Annotated in this window: 25 protein-coding genes and 1 pseudogene; 15 read left to right on the forward strand and 11 right to left on the reverse strand. The window is 40.3% G+C overall.

The window, feature by feature from the left end; translation table 11 throughout:
• Positions 1-30: 30 nt before the first annotated feature.
• On the reverse strand, positions 31-507 hold the full coding sequence (locus HMPREF2732_RS09055; RefSeq protein ID WP_070592640.1) for a DMT family transporter: 477 nt from the start codon (positions 505-507) through the stop codon (positions 31-33).
• A 300-nt stretch (positions 508-807) separates the two neighbouring features.
• Between HMPREF2732_RS09055 and HMPREF2732_RS09060 the strand changes: the two genes are divergently transcribed.
• The 5 genes and pseudogenes from HMPREF2732_RS09060 to HMPREF2732_RS09080 all read left to right on the forward strand — a co-directional run bounded on the left by HMPREF2732_RS09060 (position 808) and on the right by HMPREF2732_RS09080 (position 4,542).
• Positions 808-1,776 (forward strand): mannose/fructose/sorbose PTS transporter subunit IIB, encoded by a 969-nt coding sequence (locus tag HMPREF2732_RS09060; protein ID WP_065420069.1) that lies wholly within the window; start codon positions 808-810, stop codon positions 1,774-1,776.
• Positions 1,777-1,794: 18 nt separating this feature from the next.
• Positions 1,795-2,592, forward strand: a complete 798-nt coding sequence (locus tag HMPREF2732_RS09065) for a PTS mannose/fructose/sorbose transporter subunit IIC (protein WP_005695178.1) — start codon at positions 1,795-1,797, stop codon at positions 2,590-2,592.
• A gap of 10 nt (positions 2,593-2,602) precedes the next feature.
• On the forward strand, positions 2,603-3,436 hold the full coding sequence (manZ, locus tag HMPREF2732_RS09070; protein WP_049364739.1) for a PTS mannose transporter subunit IID: 834 nt from the start codon (positions 2,603-2,605) through the stop codon (positions 3,434-3,436).
• 70 nt (positions 3,437-3,506) lie between these two features.
• Positions 3,507-3,875: pseudogene (locus HMPREF2732_RS09075) on the forward strand (hypothetical protein); the annotation flags it as partial.
• 121 nt (positions 3,876-3,996) lie between these two features.
• Positions 3,997-4,542, forward strand: a complete 546-nt coding sequence (locus HMPREF2732_RS09080) for a carboxymuconolactone decarboxylase family protein (RefSeq protein WP_005695174.1) — start codon at positions 3,997-3,999, stop codon at positions 4,540-4,542.
• A gap of 43 nt (positions 4,543-4,585) precedes the next feature.
• On the opposite strand, the gene HMPREF2732_RS09085 is transcribed toward HMPREF2732_RS09080, so the two are convergent.
• Positions 4,586-5,062, reverse strand: a complete 477-nt coding sequence (locus tag HMPREF2732_RS09085) for a redoxin family protein (protein ID WP_070592643.1) — start codon at positions 5,060-5,062, stop codon at positions 4,586-4,588.
• A gap of 9 nt (positions 5,063-5,071) precedes the next feature.
• Positions 5,072-6,133 carry a bifunctional peptide-methionine (S)-S-oxide reductase MsrA/peptide-methionine (R)-S-oxide reductase MsrB gene (msrAB, locus tag HMPREF2732_RS09090; protein ID WP_070592645.1) on the reverse strand — a complete coding sequence of 354 codons (1,062 nt, stop codon included), beginning with the start codon at positions 6,131-6,133 and terminating at the stop codon, positions 5,072-5,074.
• 112 nt (positions 6,134-6,245) lie between these two features.
• Here msrAB and HMPREF2732_RS09095 point away from each other — a divergent pair, with 112 nt between their 5' ends.
• The 9 genes from HMPREF2732_RS09095 (at position 6,246) to HMPREF2732_RS09135 (ending at position 16,933) form a co-directional block, all read left to right on the forward strand.
• Positions 6,246-7,112, forward strand: a complete 867-nt coding sequence (locus tag HMPREF2732_RS09095) for a DMT family transporter (protein WP_070592649.1) — start codon at positions 6,246-6,248, stop codon at positions 7,110-7,112.
• A gap of 91 nt (positions 7,113-7,203) precedes the next feature.
• Complete coding sequence (locus HMPREF2732_RS09100) at positions 7,204-8,094, forward strand: Fe(3+) dicitrate ABC transporter substrate-binding protein (RefSeq protein ID WP_070592650.1); 891 nt, start codon at positions 7,204-7,206, stop codon at positions 8,092-8,094.
• The gene (gene fecC / locus HMPREF2732_RS09105; RefSeq protein WP_070592655.1) at positions 8,094-9,083 is read left to right on the forward strand and encodes an iron-dicitrate ABC transporter permease FecC; all 990 of its coding nucleotides are present in this window, start codon (positions 8,094-8,096) and stop codon (positions 9,081-9,083) included. The genes HMPREF2732_RS09100 and fecC overlap by 1 nt, the downstream gene beginning before the upstream one ends.
• On the forward strand, positions 9,083-10,066 hold the full coding sequence (fecD, locus tag HMPREF2732_RS09110; RefSeq protein ID WP_070592657.1) for a Fe(3+) dicitrate ABC transporter permease subunit FecD: 984 nt from the start codon (positions 9,083-9,085) through the stop codon (positions 10,064-10,066). The genes fecC and fecD overlap by 1 nt, the downstream gene beginning before the upstream one ends.
• A complete protein-coding gene (gene fecE, locus HMPREF2732_RS09115; protein WP_049371815.1) occupies positions 10,066-10,833 on the forward strand; it encodes a Fe(3+) dicitrate ABC transporter ATP-binding protein FecE in 768 nt (255 codons plus the stop codon). Before fecD ends, fecE begins: the two co-directional genes overlap by 1 nt.
• A 214-nt stretch (positions 10,834-11,047) precedes the next feature.
• Positions 11,048-13,465, forward strand: coding sequence for a poly-beta-1,6 N-acetyl-D-glucosamine export porin PgaA (gene pgaA / locus HMPREF2732_RS09120; protein WP_070592659.1), 2,418 nt, complete (start codon positions 11,048-11,050; stop codon positions 13,463-13,465).
• A gap of 21 nt (positions 13,466-13,486) precedes the next feature.
• Entirely contained in the window at positions 13,487-15,403 is a 1,917-nt protein-coding gene (gene pgaB / locus HMPREF2732_RS09125; protein ID WP_070592662.1) for a poly-beta-1,6-N-acetyl-D-glucosamine N-deacetylase PgaB, read from the forward strand.
• A gap of 9 nt (positions 15,404-15,412) precedes the next feature.
• On the forward strand, positions 15,413-16,654 hold the full coding sequence (pgaC, locus tag HMPREF2732_RS09130; protein ID WP_070592664.1) for a poly-beta-1,6-N-acetyl-D-glucosamine synthase: 1,242 nt from the start codon (positions 15,413-15,415) through the stop codon (positions 16,652-16,654).
• Between the two features lie 3 nt (positions 16,655-16,657).
• A complete protein-coding gene (locus HMPREF2732_RS09135) occupies positions 16,658-16,933 on the forward strand; it encodes an HmsD (RefSeq protein ID WP_065420546.1) in 276 nt (91 codons plus the stop codon).
• 95 nt (positions 16,934-17,028) lie between these two features.
• Here the strand turns inward: HMPREF2732_RS09135 and pckA are convergent, their stop codons facing one another.
• Complete coding sequence (gene pckA / locus HMPREF2732_RS09140) at positions 17,029-18,645, reverse strand: phosphoenolpyruvate carboxykinase (ATP) (RefSeq protein WP_049368104.1); 1,617 nt, start codon at positions 18,643-18,645, stop codon at positions 17,029-17,031.
• A 257-nt stretch (positions 18,646-18,902) separates the two neighbouring features.
• Between pckA and HMPREF2732_RS09145 the strand changes: the two genes are divergently transcribed.
• Entirely contained in the window at positions 18,903-19,727 is an 825-nt protein-coding gene (locus HMPREF2732_RS09145) for an alpha/beta hydrolase (protein WP_049368169.1), read from the forward strand.
• Between the two features lie 42 nt (positions 19,728-19,769).
• On the opposite strand, the gene hslO is transcribed toward HMPREF2732_RS09145, so the two are convergent.
• The 7 genes from hslO to HMPREF2732_RS09180 all read right to left on the reverse strand — a co-directional run bounded on the left by hslO (position 19,770) and on the right by HMPREF2732_RS09180 (position 26,598).
• Positions 19,770-20,636: an Hsp33 family molecular chaperone HslO gene (hslO, locus tag HMPREF2732_RS09150; RefSeq protein WP_049368103.1), complete on the reverse strand. Its 867-nt coding sequence runs from the start codon at positions 20,634-20,636 to the stop codon at positions 19,770-19,772.
• Between the two features lie 198 nt (positions 20,637-20,834).
• Positions 20,835-21,959, reverse strand: a complete 1,125-nt coding sequence (locus tag HMPREF2732_RS09155; RefSeq protein ID WP_049368102.1) for a porin — start codon at positions 21,957-21,959, stop codon at positions 20,835-20,837.
• A 165-nt stretch (positions 21,960-22,124) separates the two neighbouring features.
• Entirely contained in the window at positions 22,125-23,078 is a 954-nt protein-coding gene (rfaC, locus tag HMPREF2732_RS09160; RefSeq protein WP_049368101.1) for a lipopolysaccharide heptosyltransferase RfaC, read from the reverse strand.
• Positions 23,075-23,980, reverse strand: coding sequence for a DMT family transporter (locus HMPREF2732_RS09165; protein WP_070592666.1), 906 nt, complete (start codon positions 23,978-23,980; stop codon positions 23,075-23,077). The genes rfaC and HMPREF2732_RS09165 overlap by 4 nt, the downstream gene beginning before the upstream one ends.
• Complete coding sequence (gene waaF, locus HMPREF2732_RS09170) at positions 23,977-25,020, reverse strand: lipopolysaccharide heptosyltransferase II (protein WP_070592669.1); 1,044 nt, start codon at positions 25,018-25,020, stop codon at positions 23,977-23,979. The genes HMPREF2732_RS09165 and waaF overlap by 4 nt, the downstream gene beginning before the upstream one ends.
• A gap of 98 nt (positions 25,021-25,118) precedes the next feature.
• On the reverse strand, positions 25,119-26,042 hold the full coding sequence (rfaD, locus tag HMPREF2732_RS09175) for an ADP-glyceromanno-heptose 6-epimerase (RefSeq protein ID WP_070592673.1): 924 nt from the start codon (positions 26,040-26,042) through the stop codon (positions 25,119-25,121).
• 52 nt (positions 26,043-26,094) lie between these two features.
• Positions 26,095-26,598, reverse strand: coding sequence for a protein disulfide oxidoreductase (locus HMPREF2732_RS09180; RefSeq protein ID WP_070592676.1), 504 nt, complete (start codon positions 26,596-26,598; stop codon positions 26,095-26,097).
• Between the last annotated feature and the right edge of the window lie 111 nt (positions 26,599-26,709).

A 26,709-nucleotide genomic window follows, 5' to 3' on the forward strand; every position in this document is an offset into this window, starting at 1 on the left:
ATAAATAAATGAACAGAGACGTATTCTATCTTATCTCGTCCCAAATAGCTCAACTAACTTATCCCCAAAGAAATAAAATACTAATCCAAAGGCGACAATAATTAAGCCAATAAATTTCGTGATATTGACTTCTCGAATCGGCATACCGATAAGACCGAAATGATCAATAGTGGTTGCGGTAATTAATTGTCCGACGATGATAAAAAATAACATCGCGGTAATGCCTAGCTTAGGTGCAAGTAAAACCGTTGTGAACACGACAACTGCACCAAGTATCCCACCAATTAATTTCCACCAAGGTTGTGAAGGGACGGTTGATAAATTGCCCCATAAATCGGTTTTTACCCAAGCAATAAAAAAGAGAACGATCGTTCCCACTGCAAAAGAAATAAAGGTCGCGATCACTGCTTCGCCACTCATGGCTTTCGCCAACTGCGTATTAATGGCTGATTGCGTCGCGAGTGCGACACCTGCCGCTAAGGCGATAATGAGATAAACAAAAAACATTGAAACTCCCAACAGAAAATTTGGCTTATTTTAACCTTTTCCTATTTGTCTTGTCGCGAAATGCTTTCCATTCGATAAAAATCGTCCAAAAATCAACCGCACTTTGCATTTCATTCATAAATACCTCAAAAGTTGTAAGTCATCTTACCTGTTTATTTGATCTCGATCACTATTTGACTATTCTTTATTTGACGGTAATCTTCAAATCCATACACTAAACTCCATTCGGAGCAATCGTTTGCGTAATGCGTATTGAAAGCAAAATAGACTGATTTTATCAACTCAATGGGAGGAATATCCATGACCCACATTATCGTTGCAACGCACGGTAAGTTTTCTGAAGAAATCGTCAATTCCGCCGCTATGGTGTATGGCGAAGATGAAAACTGCCATGTCGTGACTTTCTTACCGGGTGAAGGTGGTGAGCATTTAATCGAGAAATACAATGCGATTATTGCCACGCTGCCTGAAAATGAACCGGTGCTCTTTTTGGTCGATTTATTTGGTGGTAGCCCTTATAACGCGGCAAGCCGAGTTGCCAGTGAAAGGGATAATACCGATATCGTCACCGGCATTAATCTACCGATGTTGCTAGAAGTACTTGATGCTAAAGATGGCGCTAGCTTAGATGAATTGGTAGAAACCGCGAAAGAAGTCGGGGTCGCTGCCGTGAAATCCTTCCGTCAACCTAAAGAAAGCAAGCCTGCTCCAACGCCAGCCTCTAAACCAGCTGAAGCACCAAAAACCTCTCCAAATCCAACCGCACTTTCTGGCAATATGAACATTTCCTTGTTGCGTATTGATAGTCGTTTAATCCACGGTCAAGTGGCAACCTCTTGGGCGAAAGCAGTGAAATGTGAAGCGATTTTTGCGATAAATGATGATGTGGCGAATGATGCGCTTCGTCGTGATTTATTACTCCAAATCGCGCCTGAACATTTGAAAGCTTATGTGATTCCTGTGGAAAAAGCCATTAAGGTGTATCACAACCCGAAATATGCAGGTAAAAATATTCTTTGGTTAGTGACCAACCCAACGGACATCCTGCGTTTAATCGAGGGTGGCGTGAAAATTGATAAGGTCAATGTGGGCGGTATGACCTATCGCGAAGGCGATAAACTTATTTCTCAAGCCGTTGCCGTCAACCCAACAGATGTAGCGGCATTTAAACAGCTTTTAGATAAAGGCGTGGAATTAAGCTTACAACAAGTGGCGAGCAGCCCGAAATCAATGCTCACACACAAAGAGCTTGATGCGATTCAATTTTAATTACGAGGACAATTCATTATGACAACAATGGAAATTATTTTAGTCACGCTCGTTGCCGCCATTTGCGGAATGGGGAGTGTATTGGACGAACGTCAAACCCATCGTCCTTTAGTTGCTTGTACCCTAATAGGCTTAGTATTAGGTGATTTAGAAACCGGTATTATTGTCGGTGGTACCCTTGAATTAGTGGCATTAGGCTGGATGAACGTGGGTGCAGCAATGGCACCAGATGCGGCATTAGCCAGTGTGATTGCGACTATCCTTGTCATCAAAGGCGGACAAGATAAAGGGAGCGCATTAGCGATTGCGATTCCGGTAGCGGCGGCAGGTCAAGTATTAACCATCTTCGTTCGTACTTTAACTATCTTCCTTCAACACAAAGCCGATGATTTTGCCGCAAAAGCGAACTTCCGAGGTATTGAATTCTGTCACTTTAGCGGCCTTGCATTACAAGCGTTACGCGTGGCAATTCCAACCTTCTTCGTTGCGTTAGTAGCAGGTACGGATACGGTAACCGAAGCATTGAACGCGATTCCAGAAGTGGTTACTCGCGGTTTACAAATCGCTGGTGGTTTTATCGTGGTCGTCGGTTATGCGATGGTCATCAATATGATGCGTGCAGGCGCATTAATGCCATTCTTCTTCCTAGGCTTCGTGATCGCCTCTTTCACCAATTACAACCTTGTCGGTCTCGGTATTTTAGGCACATGCTTAGCGATGATTTACATTCAATTGAACCCACGTTTCCATCAATCTACTGCACCACAAGCAGTTGCAAAACGTGAATTAGCTGACGATGAACTTGAAGGACTATAAGGAAGAAATTATGACTGAACAAACTAAAAAATCATTAACAAAAGGCGATATTCGTAGCACTTACTGGCGTTCAACTTTCTTGCTTGGATCCTTCAACTTTGAACGTATGCAAGCAATGGGTTTCTGTGTATCCATGATCCCAGCCATTAAACGTCTTTACAGCAAAAAAGAAGATCAAGCAGCGGCATTAAAACGCCATTTAGAATTCTTTAACACCCAACCTTGGGTCGCATCATCTATCATCGGTGTAACCGCTGCGATGGAACAAGAACGTGCGAACGGTAACGATATTGATGACTCAGCAATCAGCGGGGTGAAAGTCGGTTTAATGGGCCCATTAGCCGGTGTGGGTGACCCAATTTTCTGGGGAACATTACGTCCTGTATTGGCCGCACTTGGTGCAGGTTTAGCCATTACTGGTAGCCTTTTAGGGCCATTGCTTTTCTTCATCGGTATCAACCTTTGCCGTGCAGTAACTCGTTGGTATGGTTTCAAATACGGCTATGAAAAAGGTACCACAATCGTTAACGATATGGGGGGCGGTCGCTTACAAAAATTGACGCAGGGGGCATCTATCCTCGGTCTCTTTGTCATGGGCTCTCTGGTATCGAAATGGACGAGTATCAACATTCCATTAGAACTTTCCCGCTATAAAAACCAAATGGGCGAAGAAGTGGTTACCACTGTGCAAAGCGTGTTAAATGACCTTCTCCCAGGCCTTGCAGCGTTAGGTTTAACCTTCTTATGTATGTATTTATTACGTAAAAAAATCAACGCTATGTACATCATCTTCGCCTTATTCGGCGTGGGTATTTTAGGCTATCATTTTGGTGTGTTAGCATAATATATTATGGTATTGCCTTCCCTCTTTCTCTTGAGGGAAGGCAAATTTTTTAGCATGACATATAAATCCTATGAACTGGAAAGATCTCATCAAGCCACCACCGGCTGAAGGCTATATTAAAAATTCATCCAATTTAGTGACCGCACTTTTTGTTCTGGCGGGCATTCTTTATTATCCCACTAATGGCTATGGCGCCGTCATCGCTTTAATTGCCGCATTAATTGTATTAATCGGACAAAAAGTGCTGCTTGCTCAAACCAATAAAGATTTCACTGAAATGCAGTTAGCCGAAAAGCAATTCCAAGAAACCCAAAACAGCGATTACCTCCGCTTTATTGAGGCTCGTGCCACCCAAATGTTGCACGACAACAAAGTCCTTTCCGAAAAAGGCAAAAAAGAGTTGGAGAGATTGTTGTCTGTAGTTAAAACGCATTTAGCATAGCGACGCCAAAATAATCATAACTTTTAGCTATATGAAATAAGCTTTTCTTCTTTTTCTTATTTAAGTTAGAAAGGTATTATCAGGCGGAAATTTATGATTTATCCCTTAGGAGTAGTTTATGTCTCAATTTAAAATTCACACTATTGAATCAGCCCCTGAAGCAGCACAAGAAGCCTTAAAAGCCGTACAAAATGCCAATGGTTTTATTCCAAATTTAATTGGTGTTCTTGCGAACGCCCCTACTGCACTTGAAACTTATCGTACAGTGGGCGGTATTAATGGCCGTAACAGCTTAACCGCAACAGAACGCGAAGTAGTGCAAATTACTGCTGCTGTAGTCAATGGCTGTGGTTTCTGTGTAGCTGGTCACACAAAGATCGCGTTAAAAGTGTTAAAACTTGAAGAAGAGCTTGTAAACCAAATTCGTGCGACAGCTCGTATTGAAAGTGATAAAAAACTGGATACTTTAGCGCGTTTCACCCTTGCTGTTATTTTGCAAAAAGCAAAATTAACGGAAGCGCAGCTTAAAGCGTTCTTTGATGCGGGTTATACCCAAGAAAATGCCATTGATGTCATTTTAGGTGTCAGCCTCGCCACATTATGTAACTATGTGAACAACATTGCTGAAACCCCAATCAACCCTGAATTACAGGCATTTGCATAATCAAGCCAATAATAAAAGTGCGGTCCAAAATGACCGCACTTTTTTATTCCTTCACAAATTGTTTAATTTGATCTGAATTCAAATGTCCAGGTTGTGCTTTGATAAGATTTAAATCCTTATCCAAGAGTAAATTAAACGGATAGCCTAATACATTAGCTCGTTTAATGATTTCACCCTTTTCATCCAATAATACGGTGATATTTTTATAATCTAGCCCCTTATACCAATTAATAAATTTTTGGCTATTTTGTTCGTTCTTTTGTCCAGGTGAGGCAATCGTAATCACATTAAAATCAAGATTCTTTTCTGCACTAAGATCATCAATTTCCGCTAAGCCCGCTAAGCAAATTGGACACCAAGATGCCCACATTTTGATATAAAGCGGTTTGCCTTGATATTGTGATAAGGTGACGGTTTGATTATCCAACGTCTTCAAGGGTATATCCGCCAAAGACACCTTCTCTTGTGCAAAACTCAATGGACTCAAAAACAATAAAAGTGCGGTCAATATTTTTTTCATTTTTTCCTCTTATTTCACAAAGGGAATCAAATCGCCATAGCCTTGTTTTTCCATTTCATCTAATGGAATAAACTTAATCGATGCGCTGTTGATGCAGTAACGCAAGCCGCCTTTATCGCGTGGACCATCATCAAATACATGACCTAAATGGGCATGGCCACTACGACTTAACACCTCAATACGAGTCATATTAAAGCTATTATCTCTTTGATACTCCGCCACTTCAGCGGCAATCGGTTTGGTAAAACTTGGCCAACCACAACCGGATTCAAACTTATCTTTGGAAGAAAATAACGGTTCTCCCGTGGTGATATCCACATAAATTCCAGGCGCAAAATTATCCCAATATTCGTTGCTAAAAGAGCGTTCGGTATGTTTGCCTTGCGTCACATCATATTGAAGTGCGGTCAGTTTTTGCTTTAATTCTGCATCACTTGGTTTTGGGTATTTTTTATCATCAATTAATGGCTCATCGGCTTTTTTGATGTCAATATGGCAATAACCATTCGGGTTTTTCTTGAGATAATCCTGATGATACTCTTCCGCCTCCACATAATTTTTCAGCGGTTCTACTTCAATTTGAATCGGCACTTGATATTTACTTTGTAAGGTTTTTAATGCCGCTTCAATAACGGCTTTATCTTGCTCATTTTGATAATAAATGCCGGTGCGATATTGTCTGCCTCGATCATTGCCTTGCTTGTTAATACTGGTTGGATCGATAACGCGGAAATAATATTGCAGTAATTTATCTAACGAAATTTTATTTGGATCGTAAGTGACTTTCACCGTTTCCGCATGATCTGTCGCATGCAATAATTGGTAGTTAGTGGTATCACCTTTTCCATTGGCATAACCAGAAACAGCATCAGTCACGCCTTGAATTCTTTCCATATAAGCTTCTAGTCCCCAAAAACAACCACCGGCAAGATAAATAATTTGTTGTTCTTGTTTACTTTCCATTGTCATTTTTTGCTCCTTTGATGATTCTGTGTGATCAGCATACGTTAAACTACTTTGCAAACCGCCAAAAAGTGCGGTCAATATGAGAAATGTTTTTGTATATTTCATTTTCTTTCCTTATTATAGAAAAATCTTCAGCTTGCATTTCATTAGACGAAGACAAGCCCATTTTCTTACAAAATAAGGCAATTTTTTACCGCACTTTGTGCAAGGAACCTTTATGCCAAACATACATCTCCGCAATAATTATCAAAAAGCTGTTGTTTGTATGGTGTTAGCTTACATCAGCATTGCCTTAATGGGTGTATTTGTAAAATACGCCTCTGATGAATTACCGTCCAGTGAAATTTTATTTTCCCGCTTCTTTATTGGTTTTGTTTTTCTCTTGCCCTTTTTAATTAAAGATGGAGATTTCAAAGTCGATATGTCGCAATGGAAGTTTCTCATTTTGCGTAATCTAGCCGGCATTGCCAGTATGTTGCTAACCTTCTACGCCATTAAATATTTGCCGATTTCTATTGCGATTTTATTGATGAATACGTCCGCACTTTTTGTGCCTTTATTGCTGTTTTTCTTTAAAGTCAGAACGCCATTAAAAGTATTAGCTTGCAGTTTTATGGGGTTTATCGGTGTATCCATCATTATGCTGACCAACGGTTCAATGAATATCAACCCTATCCATGTAGGCTATGCGTTAGGTGCTGCAGTATTGGCGGCCATGGCATTTATCAGCTTACAAGAGCTCAATAAACACAACTCACCTAAAAATATCGTGTTTTACTTCCACTTATTAGGCTCGATTTTATTGCCACTCTTTTTTATTACTCAATGGGAAATACCAACACTACATGGATTCACATTACTGCTTTTAGTGGGCGGATTTGGTCTTATTTTCCAATTATTACTCACTCGCGCCTTTAAATACGCCCCTGCCAATGTCATCACGCCTTTTGCTTTTACTGGCGTGATTTTCTCCAGCATCTGTGACTGGTTCTTCTGGGATAACGTACCAAGCCTAAATTTCTGGATTGGTTCATTAGTCATTATTATTGCCGTCAGTTTACTTGCCAGAATGCGGGCAAAATAGAGAAATCCGACCAAATAGCTAGAATATAACTATTCTCAATAACATTGTTTGAGTGTATAATCCAAATGCTTTTTATTATTGAGGACACAACATGAAAAAATTATTCAAAACTACTTTAGCTTCCGCATTATTAATGGTATCCGCATTCGCTAGCGCCGTGACGGTTAAAGATGCGAAAGGTGAATTTACCCTTGATAAAACCCCAAGCCGTGTTGTGGTATTGGAATATTCTTTTGTGGATGCTTTAGCCCAAGTCGGTGTAAGCCCAGTAGGTGTGGCTGACGACAACAAAATCGATCGTATTTTGCCGCAAGTGCGCGAAAAAATTGCTGCATGGCAATCCGTTGGCACGCGTTCTCAACCGAGTCTTGAAGTGATTGCTTCTCTCAAACCCGATTTAATTATTGCTGATCCATCTCGCCATACTGCAGTATTTGAAGAATTGAAAAAAATTGCGCCAACGGTGATGTTTGATTCCCGTCATGAAAGCTACCAAGAAAATCTTGAAACTGCGCAGAAAATTGGTGATTTAGTCGGTAAAAGCGCTGAAATGAAAGCGAAGATCAATGAACATAATGATTACATTGCCAACATCGCAAAAAATTTAGGTGTACAAGGCAAAAAAGCCTCATTTGGTACTTCCCGAGAAGATAAATTTAATATCCAAAATGACAATGGCTATGTGGGTAGTTTCTTAACGACATTAGGTTTTGCGCCAACTAAACTCAATAGCGATCAAGCTTTCGTAGAAATCAACCTTGAACAATTAGTAATGGAAAAACCGGAATACTTGTTCATTGCCCATTATCGTGATGAAAGTATTGCGCGCAAATGGGAAGCTGAGCCACTTTGGAAAGCCATTCCTGCGGTCAAAGCGAACCATGTTTACAGTGTTGACTCCGACATGTGGGCGCGTGGTCGCGGTTTAGAAGCAAGCAAAATTATGGCAAAACAAATTGAAGATTTCGTGAAGCAAAAATAATGATGAAGTCTGCTTTCCGTTGGGGACTTCCCCTTATCATTCTGGCTTTCCTATTATGGGGAAGCCTGTTTTTGTATTATCCCATCGAAATTCGACCGCTTGCAGCGTTACAAGCGTTCCTCCCCGATGGCGATGAAATTGCCAAAATTACGGTAACCGATTTACGCCTACCGCGCGCATTAGTTGGCATGATTTTAGGTGCCAATCTTGCGGTGGCGGGGGCGTTGTTACAAACCATTACGCGTAATCCACTAGCCTCGCCTACGCTACTCAGCGTAAACTCGGGAGCCAGTCTTGCGATGGTAACCACCAGTGCGTTTAGCCCCTTGATTCTTTCTGGTTATAGCATTGCCTTAGTGGCCAGTATCGGTGGTGGTATAAGTTGGTTTGTTGTGATGCTGATCAGCAATGGTTGGAAAGACAACAGTGGGGATCGTAGCCGAGTGATTTTAGCGGGGATTGCCGTATCACTACTTTGTGCAGCCCTTACGAAATTGGTGCTCATTATCGCGGAAGATCATGCCTTCGGTATTATGAGTTGGCTAGCTGGCGGCATTGCACATGCTCGTTGGAATGAATTATTGACGTTATTTCCGTTCTTTATTTTGACCGCACTTTTCTGCTTGCTTTTTGCCAGTCGTTTGAATTTACTCAATTTAAGCGATGAATCCGCTCGTTCCCTAGGCATCAATCTCTTCCGTTTACGTTGGTACGCTAACATCATGGCATTATTAATTGTGGGTTCAAGCGTAAGTGTTGCTGGTCCCGTGGCCTTTATTGGCTTACTCGTGCCCCACCTTGCCCGCTATTGGATTGGTTATGACTTGCGAAAATCGCTCCCTATGGCGATGTTACTCGGTGCAATTTTAATGCTCGCTGCAGATACCATTGCCCGTGCGGTGAACTTCCCTAGCGAAGTGCCTGCTGGTGCGGTGCTTGCCTTAATCGGTGCCCCAGTCTTTGTATTATTTGCCAGAGGAAGACACTAATGCGAACCTCTCATGTATCTTTTCGCGCTATCGGCTTTTATGTCATCACGCTCAGTATGATGGTACTACTCTTTGGATTGAGTATTCGCCTTGGCACTTATACGCTTTCTTTTGAGGAAATTTGGGCGGCCTTTCAGCCTGATGATAAAAACTATTTTACCTTGATGGAATATCGTCTCCCCCGTGCAGTGTTAGCGATTTTATTAGGCGGAGCCTTAGCAATTTCTGGTGTGTTAGTGCAAAGCGTGGTGCGCAATCCACTTGCCTCTCCCGACATTTTAGGGATTAACAACGCGGCTGGGTTGGTTGCTGTTTCGGTATTGATGTTCTTGCCAAACTTAGCATTTTACTGGATGCCAATTTTTGCCTTTTTAGGCGGCGTGCTCTCTTTTGTCATTTTATGGATCGTGTGCGGTTTTAACTTCCGCCCTATCAAAATGGCAATCATTGGGGTCGCACTTTCCGCATTATGGGCAGCCATTAGTCATTATCTGATGCTTACCAATCCGGTCGAGATCAACACGGCTATGTTATGGCTCACAGGAAGCCTGTGGGGGCGCAGCTGGTCTTATTTGAATGTGGTATTGCCATGGTTAGTGGTATTGCTGCCCTTACCATTTATTTTCTGTCGCGATCTCGATACCCTTGGTTTAGGTGAAAACAAAGCCTCCACCCTGGGCGTAACCGTAAATAAAGTGCAAATTAGCGTTTTAGTGTTAGCGGTAGCTCTTTCCACTACAGCTGTGGCAATTTGTGGTCCGATTGCCTTTTTAGGCTTGGTTGCTCCGCATCTTGCCCGTCGTTTAGTCGGTGGCAGACATCGCACCCTATTACCGGCAGCCTTGATTATTGGCGCCCTCTTATTACAACTTTCGGATATTTTGGCGCGGGTGATTGACCCACCAACTGAACTACCAGCGGGTATTCTGACCGCGATTATCGGTGCGCCATATTTCTTCTACTTATTGATGAGAACTAAATAATGAGCATTGAAATCAATAATTTATCTTTAGGTTATCAAGATAAACTCGTGGTTAAAAATCTGTCGCTAAAATTCCCGAGAAATAAAGTGATTGCATTAATCGGCCCAAATGGTTGCGGTAAATCCACCACATTAAAAGCGGTAGCTCGCTTGCTTAAGCCAAAGCAAGGTTCAATCACCCATAAAGGTCAGGATATTTGGCAAAAAAGCCCTAAAGAATATGCCCAAGAATTGGCTTTTCTCCCGCAGCAACACCTGGTACCCGAAGGGATTAAAGTGCGGGAATTGATCGCCTACGGGCGTTCGCCTTACTTAAATCTCTGGGGCAAACTCAGCCAAAAAGATGAAGAATTGGTTAATTGGGCGATGGCGCAAACACAAACTACCGAACTCGCCGAGCAGTTAGTTTCCGATTTATCCGGTGGCCAGCAACAACGGGTATTTTTAGCCATGACTCTTGCGCAAGATGCCGAATTAGTGCTACTCGATGAGCCTACCACTTATCTGGATTTAAACCGCCAAGCAGAACTCATGGGCATGATGCGACAAATGCAACAAAACGGTAAAACCGTGATTACGGTGTTGCATGATCTCAACCAAGCCTGCCGCTATTGCGATTACTTAATCGTCATGAAAAAAGGTGCCTTAATGGCACAAGGCACACCTGATGAGGTCATGACCGAAGAGTTACTTAAGGATGTGTTTGATTTGGATGTCATCATTCATCGTGATCCTATCAGTAACACACCGATGTTTATTTTGAAATAACTTTCAATCACTTCTCTAATATCAAATAGGCGTTTTATTTTACTAAAACGCCTATTTTTTTACCTAAAATCCCCGCTGTTATACATAGTTATACATAAATAATGCTTTTTATAGCTCAATTAAAGGTCGGACCACTTTACAAAACTTACACGTCTTTACATTGTCATAGATATGGAGTCCACAATAAATAATTATAATTAAACAAGAAGTTAATATGAAGTCTCTATCCCATGTCTTTAAGGCTGTGCTATTAGTAGGTGTCAGTACCTCAGTAGTACAGGTTGCCTATGCCCAAAATTCCTCTATTGATACCGAACGAGAAAATATCATCATTTTCTCTCGTCAAGGAGAGGCCCAATTAAATCAAGCCATTCCAAAACTTGAGGCCTTATTTAAGAGGACGCACGATGTGAAAGTGCGAGATGATTTAATGACACTCTATCTGAGGACGAATCAATCCGCTAAAGCACTTTCACTTTGCGAAAGCTGCGCACCAGCGCAATTTTCCCAAAATGAACTGGAAAATTTAGGCAAAGCCGCTCGAAATGAAAAACAATACGACCGTGCCGTTACATTCTATTCCCAATTGCAAAAGCAATTCCCTGATAATCCAAATGGATGGCTTGGTGGCGCATTAGCCTCTACTGAAACCAAAAACTACACTGCGGCAAAAAATGCACTGAACGTTTATAAAAAACGTTTTGGACAAGATAATGCTTATCTTGATGCAGAAAGTTATTTACTTGATTTCACCGAACCCGACATGGCTAAACTTGGCCGTTGGCAACGTCAGTTAGAACAAAACCCGAAAAATATCACCTTAATGAGAGAGTTGTATCGTTTAGCATCAAAATACAACCTTCAACCATTACAAGAGAAACTACAAAAAGCCTATCCTGATCAATTCAATCAAAAAGACATGATGTGGTTTGAGCATGGTAAGACGATTACTTCCTCAAAAAATGCGACAACGCCTACGCAGCAAGAAAAATCATTTGAAGAATTGACCGCACTTTTGAGTAAAATTAACCCTGAACATCCCTTGTATCAACAAGCATTGCAAGATCGTTTTGTGATGGGTGTTCGCTTGAATAAATTTGATGAAATAAAAGACGACTTCAATACATTACAGGCTCAATCTAATGTGCCTGCGTATTTAGAAGAAGCCTTTGGGGATTATTGGGCAGCAAAAGGCTCACCACACAAAGCATTAGCGATTTACCAAGCAATTGAACAACAAACCTTAACCAATAAACTCGCTGTGAGCGACGGTTTACTTCATAAACTCTCTCTGACCGCAAGCGATGCGGGCAAATTTGAATTGGCGCAACAATATTTAGAGCGTATGAATTCAAATCTTTATATCAATGACTATACCCGAACATCAAAAATTCTGAATCCAGGCTACGATTCTCGCTATTTTGGTTTGGCTCGTTTAGCGTTATGGCGCGGTAACAGCAAATTAGCTCAGCAACTTATTGATGATCGTCTATTTAACAAAACGCCTGGTGATCCATGGGTGATGTTGCAAAAAGCAGAACTTGAGCGAAATCGTGGCAATTATGATGATGCCAAATTATGGGCGGAAAAAGCCGGTTATTTTTTGAGTAAAAATGATCAGCAAGAAGCTCGTAATAACCTGGCTGAAACTGCCTTAAGTCAAAATGATTTACCAACAGTTTCAAAAACAATTGATGCAATGAATGAAGAACAACGTCAGTCAGCGCAATCCCTTATTAAGCATTATGAACAAGCGCGTTCTGGCAAAATTGTAGGGAGTGTCAGCTTACAGCATCGCACCTCACCAATAAGTTATAGCAATGAAAGTAGCCAAGATTATGCGATTTACACACCGAAAACAGCAAATGGTCACGATCTCTACGTTCATTACTTAGAAACTCGCTCCCCTTATAACAAAGAAAGTCTTATTTCGCGTCGAATTGGCGTGGGAACAGAGCTCAATTTCTATCCACTCCAAGTGAAAATGGAAGGCGGGAAAGGCATTAAGCTTAATGATAAAGCCTATTTCTCTACAGAGGCAAATTATACCCTCAACCAGCATTGGTCATTTAATTTAGACGCCAATATTAATGGTAGTGGCACTCCAGTTAAAGCCATCAATAAGGGTGTGTATACCAAAGATATTGGTTTCTCTACCACGTATTCCTATTCCGATATTTTCCAAGCTGGGCTAGGTGGTGGCGTCATGAAATTTGATGATGGCAACTTAAGAAAAGAAGCCAATTTCTGGTTGAATCTCAATACATTCAAACATGACCGTTGGGCGCTAACCAACAATTTCAGAATCGATTACAGCAAAAATAAAACCATTGATTCTGCTGAATATTACAACCCATCAAAAGCGACAAGCTTGGAATTCGGTGCGGATTTAAGTTACTACCAACCACTTAATTATGGCTTAGTCTTAAATCACCATTTGAAAGCCAGTGTGGGCGCCTATAAACAGGCAGAACTCAGTCGAGAAAAAATGTGGTCGATTAGTTACGGACACCAATGGCGTATTGGTAAAAAATTTGGCGTGTCTTATGAAATCGGGCGTAAAAAGAATATTTACGACGGCAGTGCTGAATTCAACAATTTTGGAAATTTAAACTTTTCTATTTATTATTAAATATTTAAGCGGTATAACCTTATGAGATCTCTAAAACATTTTGCAAGAATAATTATTTGCACGCTTTCCCTTTTTTCGGCTTTTACCTTTGCGCAAGATCGTTATGGCGTATTAGCTTATCACTCTGTGGTAGATGAAAGTGCGGCTGAAAATCAAAAACAGTATTTTCCTCAAACGATTTCTGCCCAAATGTTAATTAAACATTTTAATTGGCTAAAAGAAAACGGATACAACGTGATCAGTTGGCAGCAAGTTATCGATGCTGAAAATGGTAAAGGCACATTACCTGATAATGCGGTATTGCTAAGCTTCGATGATGGCTATGAAACCATGTATAACGTGGTCTTTCCTCTATTAAAGGCCTATCACTACCCTGCTGTTTTTGCGCCAGTGACAGGCTGGTTGGATACACCGGCAAATCAAAAAATCACTTATGCCGATAAAATGCTAGATCGTTCTGTTTTTGCCACTTGGTCGCAAGTCAAAGAAATGGAACAAAGTGGGCTCGTTGAAGTAGCCTCACATACTCATAATCTTCATAACGGTATTAATGCTAACCCATCTGGTGGCCAATTACCCTCAGTGATTGCGCCTGAATATAAAAATGGAAAATATGAAACAGAAGATGCCTACAAAAACAGATTGAAATCTGATTTTGCTCGTTCTGTTCAAACGTTAGTCAATCATATCGGTAAGAAACCACGTGTAATGGTGTGGCCTTATGGACAATTTAATGATGTTGCTGTGCAACTTGCACGACAAGCAGGAATGCCACACTATTTCTCATTAGGTGAAAAAATCATCAATAAAGTTGGCGATAAACATATTGGACGCTTATTACTTAATGCAGAAACCGATCTAAATACCGTTAAAAACTATCTTGATGGCATTGATGAAAGCAAACAAATTCAACGAGTACTGCATGTTGATTTAGATTATGTCTATGATGCGGATAAAGCTCAGCAAGCCAAAAACCTTGATAAGTTAATCGACCGCATCTATCGCTATGGTGTGACGACAGTTTATCTTCAAGCTTTCTCCGATCCTGATGGGGATGGTGTAGCCGATGCCTTGTATTTCCCCAATAAATATCTTCCTGTACGAGATGATATTTTTGGCCGAATTGCTTGGCAATTACAAACACGCGCAGGCGTAAAAGTCTACGCCTGGATGCCTGTACTCGCCTTTGATTTACGCAAAAGCGTAAAAGAGGCAGAATATGTCATTGATAGCCGCACGGGCAAGCCTTCAACAAAGGCTTATTTACGCCTTTCACCTTATAACAAACAGAATGTTGAAATCATTAAATCCATTTATAACGATTTGTCATTCTACGCCAAATTTAATGGCATTTTATTCCATGATGATGCGTTCCTAACCGATTTTGAAGGCGCAGAAGGCAATCACGCTGAAGGCATAGTTAGCCCACAAGCAAAACAAAAAACACAAGATTTAATCCAATTAACCCATCAACTCACTGATGCGTTAAAACCTTATTTCTTGCGTGGTTCATATTCTCTTAAAACGGCTCGTAATCTTTATGCATCAGTGATCACCAATCCCAATGCAGAAGAATGGTTGGCACAAAACTTAAAAACGCTCACTGACAATTACGACACGACGGCCATTATGGCGATGCCATACATGGAAAATGAGCAGCCGATTTCACAAGAAGAAGCCTATCAATGGTTTGCCTCTCTCATTGAAAATGTGAAAGCCCAAGCACCATTAGATAAAGTCTTATTTGAATTCCAAGCGGTGAATTGGCGAACTCAAAAGCCAATTCCTGAATCCGAATTGATTGATTGGATGATGCTATTACAAAAAAATCATATTTATAGCTATGGCTACTATCCAGATAACTTTTTAACTAATCAGCCGGATCTGAACAAAATGAAACCGTATTTTTCTGTAAATACGAATGCAGGAAAAAAATAAGGATTGATCATGAACCAACAATTCTTAGAAGCAGTGAGTATTTTCGTATTCATGTATCCTGCTGGAATGGCAATATATTGGGTGACGGCAAGTTTGTGTTATTACCTTTTTATGGAAGGAAAACTTGGGCAACCAACTTTCCAACAAATGCCCAAAGAACGCGTGCCAATGGTCAGCATTATGGTGCCTTGCTACAACGAAGGGGACAACTTAGATGAAGCTATTCCTTACTTGCTTCAACTTCGATACCCAAACTATGAGCTGATCTTTATCAATGATGGCAGTAAAGATAACACGGGTGAAATTATTGATCGTTGGGCAAAAGCTGATGAGCACATCGTGGCGCTTCACCAAGAAAACCAAGGTAAAGCCAGCGCATTAAATCATGGTTTGTTAGTTGCTAAAGGTGAATATGTAGCCTGTATTGATGGTGATGCCGTATTAGATTTCGATGCGATCGACTACATGGTGCAATCCCTCGAATTAAACCGTGCTTATGGTGCTGTTACTGGCAACCCACGCGTACGTAACCGCAGTACTATCTTGGGACGTTTACAAGTGTCTGAATTTAGCTCCATTATCGGTTTAATCAAACGCGCTCAAAGCCTGATGGGAACCATTTTCACGGTATCTGGAGTATGCTGCCTATTTAGAAAAGATGTAATGGAAGAAATTGGTGGCTGGAGCACCAATATGATCACCGAAGACATTGATGTCAGTTGGAAAATTCAAACGGCCGGTTACAACATCATGTATGAACCCCGTGCTTTATGTTGGGTATTAATGCCTGAACGTCTTTATGGTTTATACAAACAGCGTTTACGCTGGGCACAAGGTGGCGCCGAAACCATCATCAAATATTTCCCACAGGTCTGGCGCTGGAAAAACCGCCGCCTATGGCCAATGTATGCAGAATATTTCGTTACCGCAACTTGGGCAACCCTATTAGTTGCGCTCGTTGCTCTTTCAATATACCGCAAGATTGTTTTAGGTGTAGGCATTCAAAACATGGAACTGTTTGAAACAAATATCTCGATCATGTTTTTTTCCTTCTTCTTACAGTGCCTCTTAAGCTTATACATTGACTCACGTTATGAAAAAGGATTAATCCAATATGGAATTTCCTGCATTTGGTATCCCTACGTTTATTGGTTACTCAATACGGTAACGTTACTCATTGGGATTCCAAAAGCGATTTTTAGAAACAAGTCCAAGCTAGCTGTCTGGACAAGCCCTGACAGAGGAGTTTAAATAATGGCAACCGCCACTTTACAACAATTGATGGTTATTAATAAAGGTAGCAGCCTTCCCTTGCTGATTAAAGCCAAAAGCTTTGTACTAGATCTAGTTACCTGGGCTTTATGGGCTTATATCATCACTTTTGTCGCGAGATATGCGGAACGCATCTTCACTAAACCGATTCTGGAAAGTTTCTTTTTTGTTGATGTGGTCAGCATCATGTTTTCTGTCTCTGCGGTACTGGTCATATTGGCTTATATTTGGTCTATTCTTACCGTAGCAAAAGAATAACTCGCAAAAACTTAATATAAAAAAACCGCACTTTGATTTGTAAATCAAAGTGCGGTTATTTTTAGAAATGTTTAATTAGATACGATATTCTCTAATTAAGCTTTTGGACCTGCTGCGATAAGCGCTTTACCTTCTGCATTAGTCGCATATTTTTCGAAGTTTTTCACGAAACGTCCAGCAAGGTCTTTCGCTTTCGCTTCCCATTGTGCTTTATCTGCATAAGTATCACGAGGGTCTAAGATCGCAGGATCTACACCTGGTAATGCTTTTGGAATCGCTAAATCAAAGATTGGTAACTCGCCCATTTCTGCTTTTTCGATAGAACCATCTAAGATGGCATCGATAATACCACGAGTATCTTTGATTGAGATACGTTTACCTGTACCGTTCCAACCAGTATTAACTAAGTAAGCTTCTGCACCAGCAGCTTGCATACGTTTAACTAACACTTGAGCATATTGTGTTGGGTGGAGAGTTAAGAACGCTGCACCGAAACATGCTGAGAAAGTTGGCGTTGGCTCAGTAATACCACGCTCTGTACCTGCTAATTTAGCAGTAAAACCAGATAAGAAGTAGTATTTGGTTTGCTCTGGTGTCAATTTAGACACAGGAGGTAACACACCGAATGCGTCCGCAGTTAAGAAAATAACTTTCGTTGCGTGACCAGCACGAGAGACTGGTTTAACAATATTATCAATGTGATAAATTGGGTAAGACACACGAGTATTTTCAGTTTTAGAACCATCATCGAAATCAACTGAACCATCTGCACGAACCACGACGTTTTCTAATAACGCATCACGACGGATTGCGCGATAGATATCCGGCTCATTTTCTTCAGAAAGATGGATAGTTTTCGCGTAGCAACCACCTTCAAAGTTGAAGATACCTACATCATCCCAACCGTGCTCATCGTCACCGATTAATTCACGTTTTGGATCGGTGGAAAGGGTGGTTTTACCTGTACCAGATAAACCGAAGAAGATTGCTACATCACCATCTTTACCTACGTTAGCAGAACAGTGCATTGCACCTACACCTTTAAGTGGTAGGAAGTAGTTCATCATTGAGAACATACCTTTCTTCATTTCGCCACCGTACCAAGTACCACCGATTAATTGGATACGCTCAGTTAAGTTGAATGCAACGAAGTTTTCAGAGTTCAAACCTTGTTCTTTCCAGTTCGGGTTGGTGCATTTAGAACCATTCATTACCACGAAATCAGGTTTAAAGGTTTTTAATTGTTCTTCTGTCGGACGAATGAACATATTTTTCACAAAGTGTGCTTGCCATGCTACTTCAGTCACAATACGCACTGCGATACGGTCTTGTTCACTTGCGCCACAGAAACCATCAACCACGAACAAACGTTTGCCAGAAAGTTGTTTAGTCACAAGGCCTTTCAAGCTTGACCAAGTTTCTTGAGTCATTGGTTTGTTATCGTTTTTCGCCACATCAGAAGTCCACCACACAGTATCTTTTGTGGTATCATCTAAAACGATGTATTTGTCTTTCGGTGAACGACCGGTAAAGATCCCTGTATCAACAGCCACCGCACCAGTTGTGGTAAGTGTACCTTTTTCAAAGCCTTCTAAGCCTGGTTTTGTTTCTTCTTCAAAAAGTTGTTCATAGCTTGGGTTATAAACCACTTCTTTTACGTCATGAATACCAATGGCTTCAAGTTCTTTAATTACATTTTTAATGTCAGTCATAGTTCACCTCTTGATTAAAGTTTAAAAATTTTTCCTATGGTTATTGTAGGGGAATTGCCAGAAAAAAAATGTTAACTAGATCAAATTTTTGAACATTCATTGAAAATTCCTACCTATTTTTAGGGTGTTTTGGGGAGCCAAGATGAAGTGCAGTTGATTTCACCTTTACTTTTACTATATAGTGATAACCATTCTCAAATTAAGACCGAATAACCATGTTCTCATTTCTGCGTTTACCCTTTTTATTTTTCCTGCTGATGTTTACACAAAGTACTCAAGCAGAACCTGACTTTAAGATTCCTCCTATTCAAGAAAGCATGAAAAAAATGTATCAAATTCAACAAAAAGATTTTACCTTTGAAAACAAACATTATCGTTTGTTTATTGCGGTACCGCCAAAAACATCACAAAAACTGACCGCACTTTATACGTTAGATGGCAATGCTCAATTTCCACTAGCGGTGAATGCTGTCAATCCCAATAAACCGCTCCCGCTTATTGTCGGTATCGGTTATATATCAGATAAAGCCTACGTCATTGAAGAACGCACTAGAGACTACACTTTTCCTGCAGAAGGTGCCGAATTCGCCAAAGGCGGAAAAGCTACTGATTTTCTACGTTTTATTCAACAAGACGTAAAGCCTTATATTGAACAGCATTTCGATATCAATAAGGAAAAACAATATTTCTTCGGTCATTCTTTTGGTGGATTATTTGGATTGTATGTACTCTTCCATCAACCGGATTTATTTCAACATTACACGTTGGCAAGCCCTTCTCTTTGGTGGGGAAATGGCTCATTTCTACCTCAAAATGAACCATGGATTAGCCAAAAACCATCACATATTCTGATTACATTAGGCTATTATGAAGAGCATCCTGAAGAGGATCCGAATATGACTGAAGAACAATTACAACGAATTAATCAACGGAAACAAATGCGAACAATCAATGCGCATCAATTGGCGGAAATATTGGAAAAACAAGGTAATTCCGTAGAGTTTATTTCCATTCCCAATAAAAATCATGGTGGCTCGATTCCGGATGCCATCAAACATTGTTTAGAACAAGTTCAACAATAAAGGCCATAAAAAAATCCCCGTTATCATGAACGGGGATTTTTCTTATTGGGCTTGTTTGAGTTTATCAATCGCTTCTTTATTGAAGAAGTAATGCGTGCCACAACATTCACACTGCATATCAATGCTGCCTTTATGCTCCTCTAAGATTTCCTCAATTTCAGCTTCTGGAATCAGTAATAATGCTGCCCCTGAACGCTCAGGTGAGCAACCGCAGAAGAAAGAAACAGTTTGCGGTTCAAAAACTTCCACTACTTCTTCATGATATAAACGATAAAGCAATTCTTCTGCGGGCAATCCAAATAACTCATCATCTTTTACGGTTGCAACTAAAGTAGTTAAATGCTCAAAATCTTCTGGTGTACCTTGACCATCTGGCATGATTTGCAACAACATCCCTGCAGCAACTGGTTTGCCTTCATATTCACCTGTGCGAATAATAAGTTGGGTTTGTAATTGTTCTGAACGGACAAAATAGTCTTCTAAACATTCCGTAATCGTTGGTTTATCTAAACCGATAACGCCTTGATAACGTTCACCTTCAGTTGGAGCAATCGTAATCACTAACACACCTTTACCGATCATATCATGAAGGCTCATACCATCTTGAATATCACCTTGTACACGTGCTAATGCACGGATCTGTTGTTGGTCATTACCATTTACTAAAGCTAATTTTAATGGGCCATCACCTTGAATTTGAACAGTAATATTACCGTTAAATTTTAATGTTGCGGTCAACAAATTAGTCGCTACCATCATCTCACCCAATAAGTTTTGTACTGCTTTTGGATAATGATGGGTATTCAAGGTATCAGTAAAAGTTTGGTTTAATCGCACCCATTCACCACGCACTGCACGGTTTTGAAAAAGGTAACGGTAAAGTTTGTCATTATCTTGAGTATAATTCATTATTTGTTCCTATTTATTCTTTGAGTAAAAAGTGCGGTCAATTTTGTGAATAAATCTAAAACGTTCAAAAAAGATGTCGTTTTGTTACCGCACTTCGTGCCTGTGCAGTATTATGGGGGTGAAAATCAAAATTACAAGCCAAAAAGAAAAGCGGATAGCTTTCACTATCCGCTCGTTTTATAAGATTAAACTGATAAATTACCAGTATGCACGTAAACCGATAACAGTTTTGAAGTCACGGCTACGATCAAGCTGTTTACCTGAGTCTTTATCGAAGGTATTCTCGTATTTAGTACGAGTAGCTTGCCATTCTAAGAATGGTTTCACTTTTAATGAACCTTGATTATACACATAGTATTCAGTACCCACTAAGAATTGGCGATCTGTTGATTTTGAATATGCAGAACCTACAGGTAAAGTTTTCTCAGTTTTGTAAGAATACATTGCATATACATTCCAGTCTTCATTTAAACCTTGGCGAATTACTGCGGTCACTTCATTATTTTTTACTTTGTTACCTGCACCATCTTTATTTTTAGTATCTTTGTGAGCAAAGTCTAAACCATAAGTAGTGTGAACAAAGTTATATGCTAAGCCTAAAGCGTAAGCATTGCTGTAATATGCTGTTTTGTTAGCATTTTCAGAGATTTCACGAGTGAAACCTGCTGCGACAGTTACATTTTGGATACTATCAATTTCATGATCAAAGATAAGACCTGTACCCCAAGTGTTTTTACGGTTATTTTTTAAATCTACGTTTTTGATGTTACGTTTGCTTGAACCGCCGTAGTACGCACCAAATTTCACTTTATTTGAACCATAGTCACCATTATAAACATATTGTGTTACACGACGAGCTGAAGTCTCTAATAAACCATCAGTCAAGCTATAAGTATTTGCTAAATCACTTTGTGTTACTTCATCAGTAATAGTTGTCATATTACCGTAAGTTAACTCACCGAATTGTTTGTGGCCAAAACCAGCATAAAGTTGGCGAGTATAAACATGGTCAAAATCATGTTGTGAAGGCGCATCACCACGCATACGCCATTCCGCACGGCCTAAAGCGTAGAAATCCCCACCTAAGCTTTGTTTTAATTTAATACCAAAACGTGAACCATTGTTATCTACTGCGTGGTTGATGTGTTCTTTAGTTACATCACCATTTACATAGTTAGTTTTGTTAGAAGTGCTTTCCCATTTAACACGTAAAGAACCGTAAAAATCAACATCAGTACCAGTTTGGTCAATGTGGAAATTATAAGCTTGTGCAGAACCTGCTGCTAATGCAGCCACAGATAAAGCAAGAAGTGTTTTTTTCATAACGCTTTCCCTATTATTTAATGAAGTTTATTAAAAAATTGAACTTTTTGCAGTTTATACACTACAACCTAAATGGTCAACCTTAAATTTTGCTAACTATCAGAAAATAGGCAATATTTTGACGAAAATCAATCCAGATAAATACATATTTGATTATTTTATCGCCTATTTAATTAATAAATTTAGCGTAGAAAACACTTGGCTTGAAGTAATATTTTCCATTGTATTCGCCGTTAAATAATGCTGATTTTGACCATAACAGCCAATTAAGGTCGGATCAGTTGCACCATAAAGCGTTATATTCGGTTTATCCAGTGCGGCTGTCAAATGGGCAAGCCCTGTATCTACCGATACCACGGCTTTCGCATTGGCAATTTGTCCAGCCAATTCATTCAATGAAAGCTTAGGCAAAACGACTACATGAGATAAACCTGCGGCTAATCGCTCTGCTCTTGCCTTTTCTTTTTCATTTCCCCAAGGTAAATGGACTTGAACAGAAAGTGCGGTCAGTTTTTCGATTAAATTTCGCCATTCTCGTTCTGGCCAATGCTTCTCATCTCTTGTCGTAGAATGAAAAAAGATCACATAAGGTTCGATAGAATCTTCGGAAATGAAATGTCGAGCAATGTCATAATCCCCTTTTTCTTTCGGTAATGGATAAGATAAGGCTTGCGCAAAAAGTTGACGAATACGTTCTACCGCATGTTGTTGATAGGAAATAGTGTATTTTTTATCGTAGAAAAATGAGGCAATCGGCTCACGGATACTTTTGCGATCATAGCCATGTTTAATGCCATTAGCTAAGCGTGTTGCAAAAAAGGCACTTTTAAAAAGACCTTGTGCATCAATCACGGCATCATATTGATTGGCTTGCAATAAAGTGCGGTAAGATTTCCACTCGTTTTTGGTCTGAATCGAAAAAGGCGATTTTCGCCAACGTCTTAAGGCAATTGGAATGATTTGCTTCACTGCAGAATGCCAATGTGGAATTTCGGCAAAATTCTCTTCTACCACCCAATCAATGGAGAGATTAGGAATAGCACGCTGCGCATCAGTCAATGCCGGCAAAGTATGGATTACATCGCCCATAGAAGACGTTTTGATCACGCATACTTTCATTTAATTAACCTTCTTCCCCAGTGCATAATACCGAGACCTGACACCGCTAAAATACCCCCAATAATTAAGGATGAATCCACTTGTTCATTCAACCAAACCGCTGAGAATAAAATTCCTAAAATCGGCACAAGAATAATATAAGCTGAGGCATTACCTGCCCCTAAGTATTTCACCCCATCAAAATACCAGGCATAGGCTAATACTGTGGCACCAAATGCGAGTCCAAGCAAACTGATCCATTCGTCTTGAGATAAATTCAGTACCGTAAGCCAATCGTCTGCACTTTCCACGCATAACGCGCTCATAAATAACAATAAAAAACCAAAAATAGAAGATAAGGTGGTTGCGGTGAGCGAATCAATTCCCGCGAGTACTTTTCTTGCTAATAAGGTGTAAACCACCCAACAAATTAGCGCCCCAATTAATAATATTTGCCCAAAGCCAAAGGAATCCATCATCTGTAAAAAGTTCCCTTTTGTGAGAGCCAATAGCGATCCACTCATGGCAATAATCATTCCGAGTATTACCCATCGATTCCATTTTTCTTTAAATAAAAAAATTGCCAAAAGCGTCGTGAAAACAGGGTTTGTTGCTACAATCACGGCTGCTTGCCCCGCAGGAAGATATTTCAGTCCCCAGATAAAAAACGTGGAATAGGCAAAAACACCGAAAAAGGCAGTCACAAACAAACCTATCCATTGGTTTGCTCTTAGTTGTTTCGCATATTTAAAGCGATTTGCCGCATATAACCAAATCATGAGCGGAATAATCGCAAAGAAAAATCGCAAACTGGAGGCAACAAACGTCGGCATAGCTTGGGCAACCACTCGCCCCCAAGGCCAAGATGCCCCCCATAAAATCGCCATTCCGATTAATTGTAAGTGTATGCGGAGAGGGTTCATTTTGCTAATAATGCCTCTAATTTTTCTAATGCCATTTCTGGTGTAATATCAATCAAACTTTGATGATAACCTTCCGAGCTATCTGTACTTTTACGCACTTTAATTAAATCACCTTCAATTAAACGAATAATCACCGCTTTATCAGATAATGGTGGCGTATAAGTTGGGCTCGTTGGGCCGTAAAGCGCGACCAATGGACGATCTGTTGCAGCGGCAATATGCATTAAGCCGCTATCATTGCTCACCACTGCTGTGCAGTTAGCGATTAGATCCACAGCTTGATTAAGATTCGTTTGCCCTGCCAAATTCAAACAAAACGGTTGTAGCTCGGCTGGCAACGCATTGCGGATTTGCTCTCCTGCCTCCACATCTTTTGGTGAACCAAATAATTCTACCGCATAGCCTTTTTCAATTAGCATTTCAGCCAATTTAGCATAATGATAATGCGGCCAACGTTTTGCCGGGCCAAATTCCGCCCCCGGACAAAATCCAATAATCGGACGTTCGCCTAAAAGTGCGGTCTGTTTTTCAAAGTTTTTTAAGGTTTCCGCTTGTTGAGTGGGATCAATGGTTAAATAAGGTTTTAGAACAGGAATATCAGCCGCTTTCGGTACCGCATTTTGCTCAAAGGCTAACGCCACATAACGCTGCACCATCATGGGGTACTCACGTTTGTTATTACGTAAATCGTTAAGCAAGAAATAACGGCTTTCCCCTTTCCAACCACGACGCACAGTAATTTTTGCAAAGGCGGGAATAAAGGCTGACTTCAAGGAATTTGGTAACACAATCGCCATATCATATTGATTACGTAATGCTTTACCTAAACGATAACGTTCACACAAGGCAAACTTACCATGACCAAGCGGCATTTCAATGGCATGACGCACTTCTGGCATGCGGGCTAAAAGCGGTTTACACCAATTCGGTGCCATCACATCAATTTGGCAATGGGGATATTGTATTTTGAGTTGTTGATACAAACTGTGCGACATCATCATATCGCCGACCCAAGACGGGCCGATAATTAAAATATTCATGCTTGACCTTATAACAAAAGTGCGGCTAAAAATAAGACTAATTTTAACCGCACTTTATTCATTTTCTAGTATTGAACGACATTATTTGTTCAATATTTTTATTTATTTAACCACGCCATGTACTCGGCCACACCTTCCGCTACGGTTTTAAATGGTTTGTCGTAGCCAGTAGCACGAAGTTTCTCAAGGTTAGCTTGCGTATATTCTTGATAGCGAGATTTCAAATGCTCTGGGAATGGAATAGTTTCCACTGCACCTTTACCATGGAATTTAATCACTGCTTTTGCTACTTCTGCAAAAGACTCTGCATTGCCAGTACCGCAGTTGAAGATACCTGAAATACCATTTTGCCAGCACCAAATGTTGACTTGTGCTACATCGCCTACATAAACGAAATCACGACGGAAGTGCTCACTGCCAGCAAATAATTTTGGATTTTCACCTTTCAGGATTTGGTTATTTAAGTGGAATGCCACGCTTGCCATTGAACCTTTGTGACCTTCACGCGGACCATACACGTTGAAATAACGGAAACCACATACTGGTGATTGCGCTTCAGGTAAAATTGCACGCACATATTGGTCGAATAAGAATTTAGAATAACCGTACACATTCAACGGGCCTTCAAATTCACGCTCTTCACGGAATTCAGTTTTGTCGCCATAAGTAGCCGCACTTGATGCATACAAGAACGAAATTTGACGATCTAAGCAGTAATGCAATAACTCTTTTGAATACTCGTAGTTATTGTGCATGATGTATTTACCGTCCCATTCAGTGGTCGCCGAGCAAGCCCCTTCATGGAATACGGCATCGATATCACCTAAATCATCACCAGCAATAATTGACGCGATAAAGTCTTCTTTGTCACAGTAATCTGCAATATCAAGATCCACTAAGTTAATGAATTTAGTCCCATCTTTTAAGTTATCCACCACTAAAATATCTTTGCGTCCCATATCGTTTAACGCTTTAACGATATTACTGCCGATAAAACCGGCACCACCTGTTACGATAATCATAATTCTGTCCTCTTTAAAATAAGTCTGTGTATTGTAATAGATTTTGTACCGCTTAGCCAAAAAACTCTGTGAAAAACAACCGCACTTTTAAGCCCCAGTAACTTGTCCAGCCCGTTGTGGCCAAATCCATTTTTCCTTTATTTAAAATAATAATCGTCGGTGTTACATTCACCTGCCATTGATCAGCAATCTTACCTTGAGGATCATTCACCGTTGTAAACTGATAGTGATGCGTTTGTAAATAATCCTCCACGTCCTTATTTGTCCCCGAACGTAGCGCGACAGACACTACAGGATAGCCTTCTTCTGAAAGTGAATTAACTGCTGGCGAAGTATAACGACAATAACCGCACCAACTTCCCCAGAAATAAATGATCGTAGGCTTAGCTTGATCTAATTGGGGTAAAAAGAAGGCATTCCCCTGTAAATCATAAAGTGCCGTCGCATTGATTTCAGGTGGAATATTAGGTTTACGAATAAAATCGAGAATACTGCTTACAATAATCAACGTCAGCAGGAGCGAAATCGCATTTTTTAATAATGTTTTAAGTTTCACAATAAAATTTCATGATCTAGGATAAATGGATTGTAATCGATCAGAAAAGTGCGGTCAAAATTGCAGAGATTTTGTTATAAATACATTATCTAAACTTGGCATCACATAAAA

The sequence above is a fragment of the Haemophilus sp. HMSC061E01 genome, from assembly GCF_001810345.1.
GTDB lineage: Bacteria > Pseudomonadota > Gammaproteobacteria > Enterobacterales > Pasteurellaceae > Haemophilus_D.

Excerpts from the sequence above, each read along its gene's own strand:
- HMPREF2732_RS09055 (WP_070592640.1), bottom strand. The coding sequence starts at position 507 with ATGTTTTTTGTTTATCTCATTATCGCCTTAGCGGCAGGTGTCGCACTC.
- HMPREF2732_RS09060 (WP_065420069.1), top strand. The coding sequence starts at position 808 with ATGACCCACATTATCGTTGCAACGCACGGTAAGTTTTCTGAAGAAATC.
- HMPREF2732_RS09065 (WP_005695178.1), top strand. The coding sequence starts at position 1,795 with ATGACAACAATGGAAATTATTTTAGTCACGCTCGTTGCCGCCATTTGC.
- manZ (WP_049364739.1), top strand. The coding sequence starts at position 2,603 with ATGACTGAACAAACTAAAAAATCATTAACAAAAGGCGATATTCGTAGC.
- HMPREF2732_RS09080 (WP_005695174.1), top strand. The coding sequence starts at position 3,997 with ATGTCTCAATTTAAAATTCACACTATTGAATCAGCCCCTGAAGCAGCA.
- HMPREF2732_RS09085 (WP_070592643.1), bottom strand. The coding sequence starts at position 5,062 with ATGAAAAAAATATTGACCGCACTTTTATTGTTTTTGAGTCCATTGAGT.
- msrAB (WP_070592645.1), bottom strand. The coding sequence starts at position 6,133 with ATGAAATATACAAAAACATTTCTCATATTGACCGCACTTTTTGGCGGT.
- HMPREF2732_RS09095 (WP_070592649.1), top strand. The coding sequence starts at position 6,246 with ATGCCAAACATACATCTCCGCAATAATTATCAAAAAGCTGTTGTTTGT.
- HMPREF2732_RS09100 (WP_070592650.1), top strand. The coding sequence starts at position 7,204 with ATGAAAAAATTATTCAAAACTACTTTAGCTTCCGCATTATTAATGGTA.
- fecC (WP_070592655.1), top strand. The coding sequence starts at position 8,094 with ATGATGAAGTCTGCTTTCCGTTGGGGACTTCCCCTTATCATTCTGGCT.
- fecD (WP_070592657.1), top strand. The coding sequence starts at position 9,083 with ATGCGAACCTCTCATGTATCTTTTCGCGCTATCGGCTTTTATGTCATC.
- fecE (WP_049371815.1), top strand. The coding sequence starts at position 10,066 with ATGAGCATTGAAATCAATAATTTATCTTTAGGTTATCAAGATAAACTC.
- pgaA (WP_070592659.1), top strand. The coding sequence starts at position 11,048 with ATGAAGTCTCTATCCCATGTCTTTAAGGCTGTGCTATTAGTAGGTGTC.
- pgaB (WP_070592662.1), top strand. The coding sequence starts at position 13,487 with ATGAGATCTCTAAAACATTTTGCAAGAATAATTATTTGCACGCTTTCC.
- pgaC (WP_070592664.1), top strand. The coding sequence starts at position 15,413 with ATGAACCAACAATTCTTAGAAGCAGTGAGTATTTTCGTATTCATGTAT.
- HMPREF2732_RS09135 (WP_065420546.1), top strand. The coding sequence starts at position 16,658 with ATGGCAACCGCCACTTTACAACAATTGATGGTTATTAATAAAGGTAGC.
- pckA (WP_049368104.1), bottom strand. The coding sequence starts at position 18,645 with ATGACTGACATTAAAAATGTAATTAAAGAACTTGAAGCCATTGGTATT.
- HMPREF2732_RS09145 (WP_049368169.1), top strand. The coding sequence starts at position 18,903 with ATGTTTACACAAAGTACTCAAGCAGAACCTGACTTTAAGATTCCTCCT.
- hslO (WP_049368103.1), bottom strand. The coding sequence starts at position 20,636 with ATGAATTATACTCAAGATAATGACAAACTTTACCGTTACCTTTTTCAA.
- HMPREF2732_RS09155 (WP_049368102.1), bottom strand. The coding sequence starts at position 21,959 with ATGAAAAAAACACTTCTTGCTTTATCTGTGGCTGCATTAGCAGCAGGT.
- rfaC (WP_049368101.1), bottom strand. The coding sequence starts at position 23,078 with ATGAAAGTATGCGTGATCAAAACGTCTTCTATGGGCGATGTAATCCAT.
- HMPREF2732_RS09165 (WP_070592666.1), bottom strand. The coding sequence starts at position 23,980 with ATGAACCCTCTCCGCATACACTTACAATTAATCGGAATGGCGATTTTA.
- waaF (WP_070592669.1), bottom strand. The coding sequence starts at position 25,020 with ATGAATATTTTAATTATCGGCCCGTCTTGGGTCGGCGATATGATGATG.
- rfaD (WP_070592673.1), bottom strand. The coding sequence starts at position 26,042 with ATGATTATCGTAACAGGTGGTGCCGGTTTTATCGGCAGTAATATCGTT.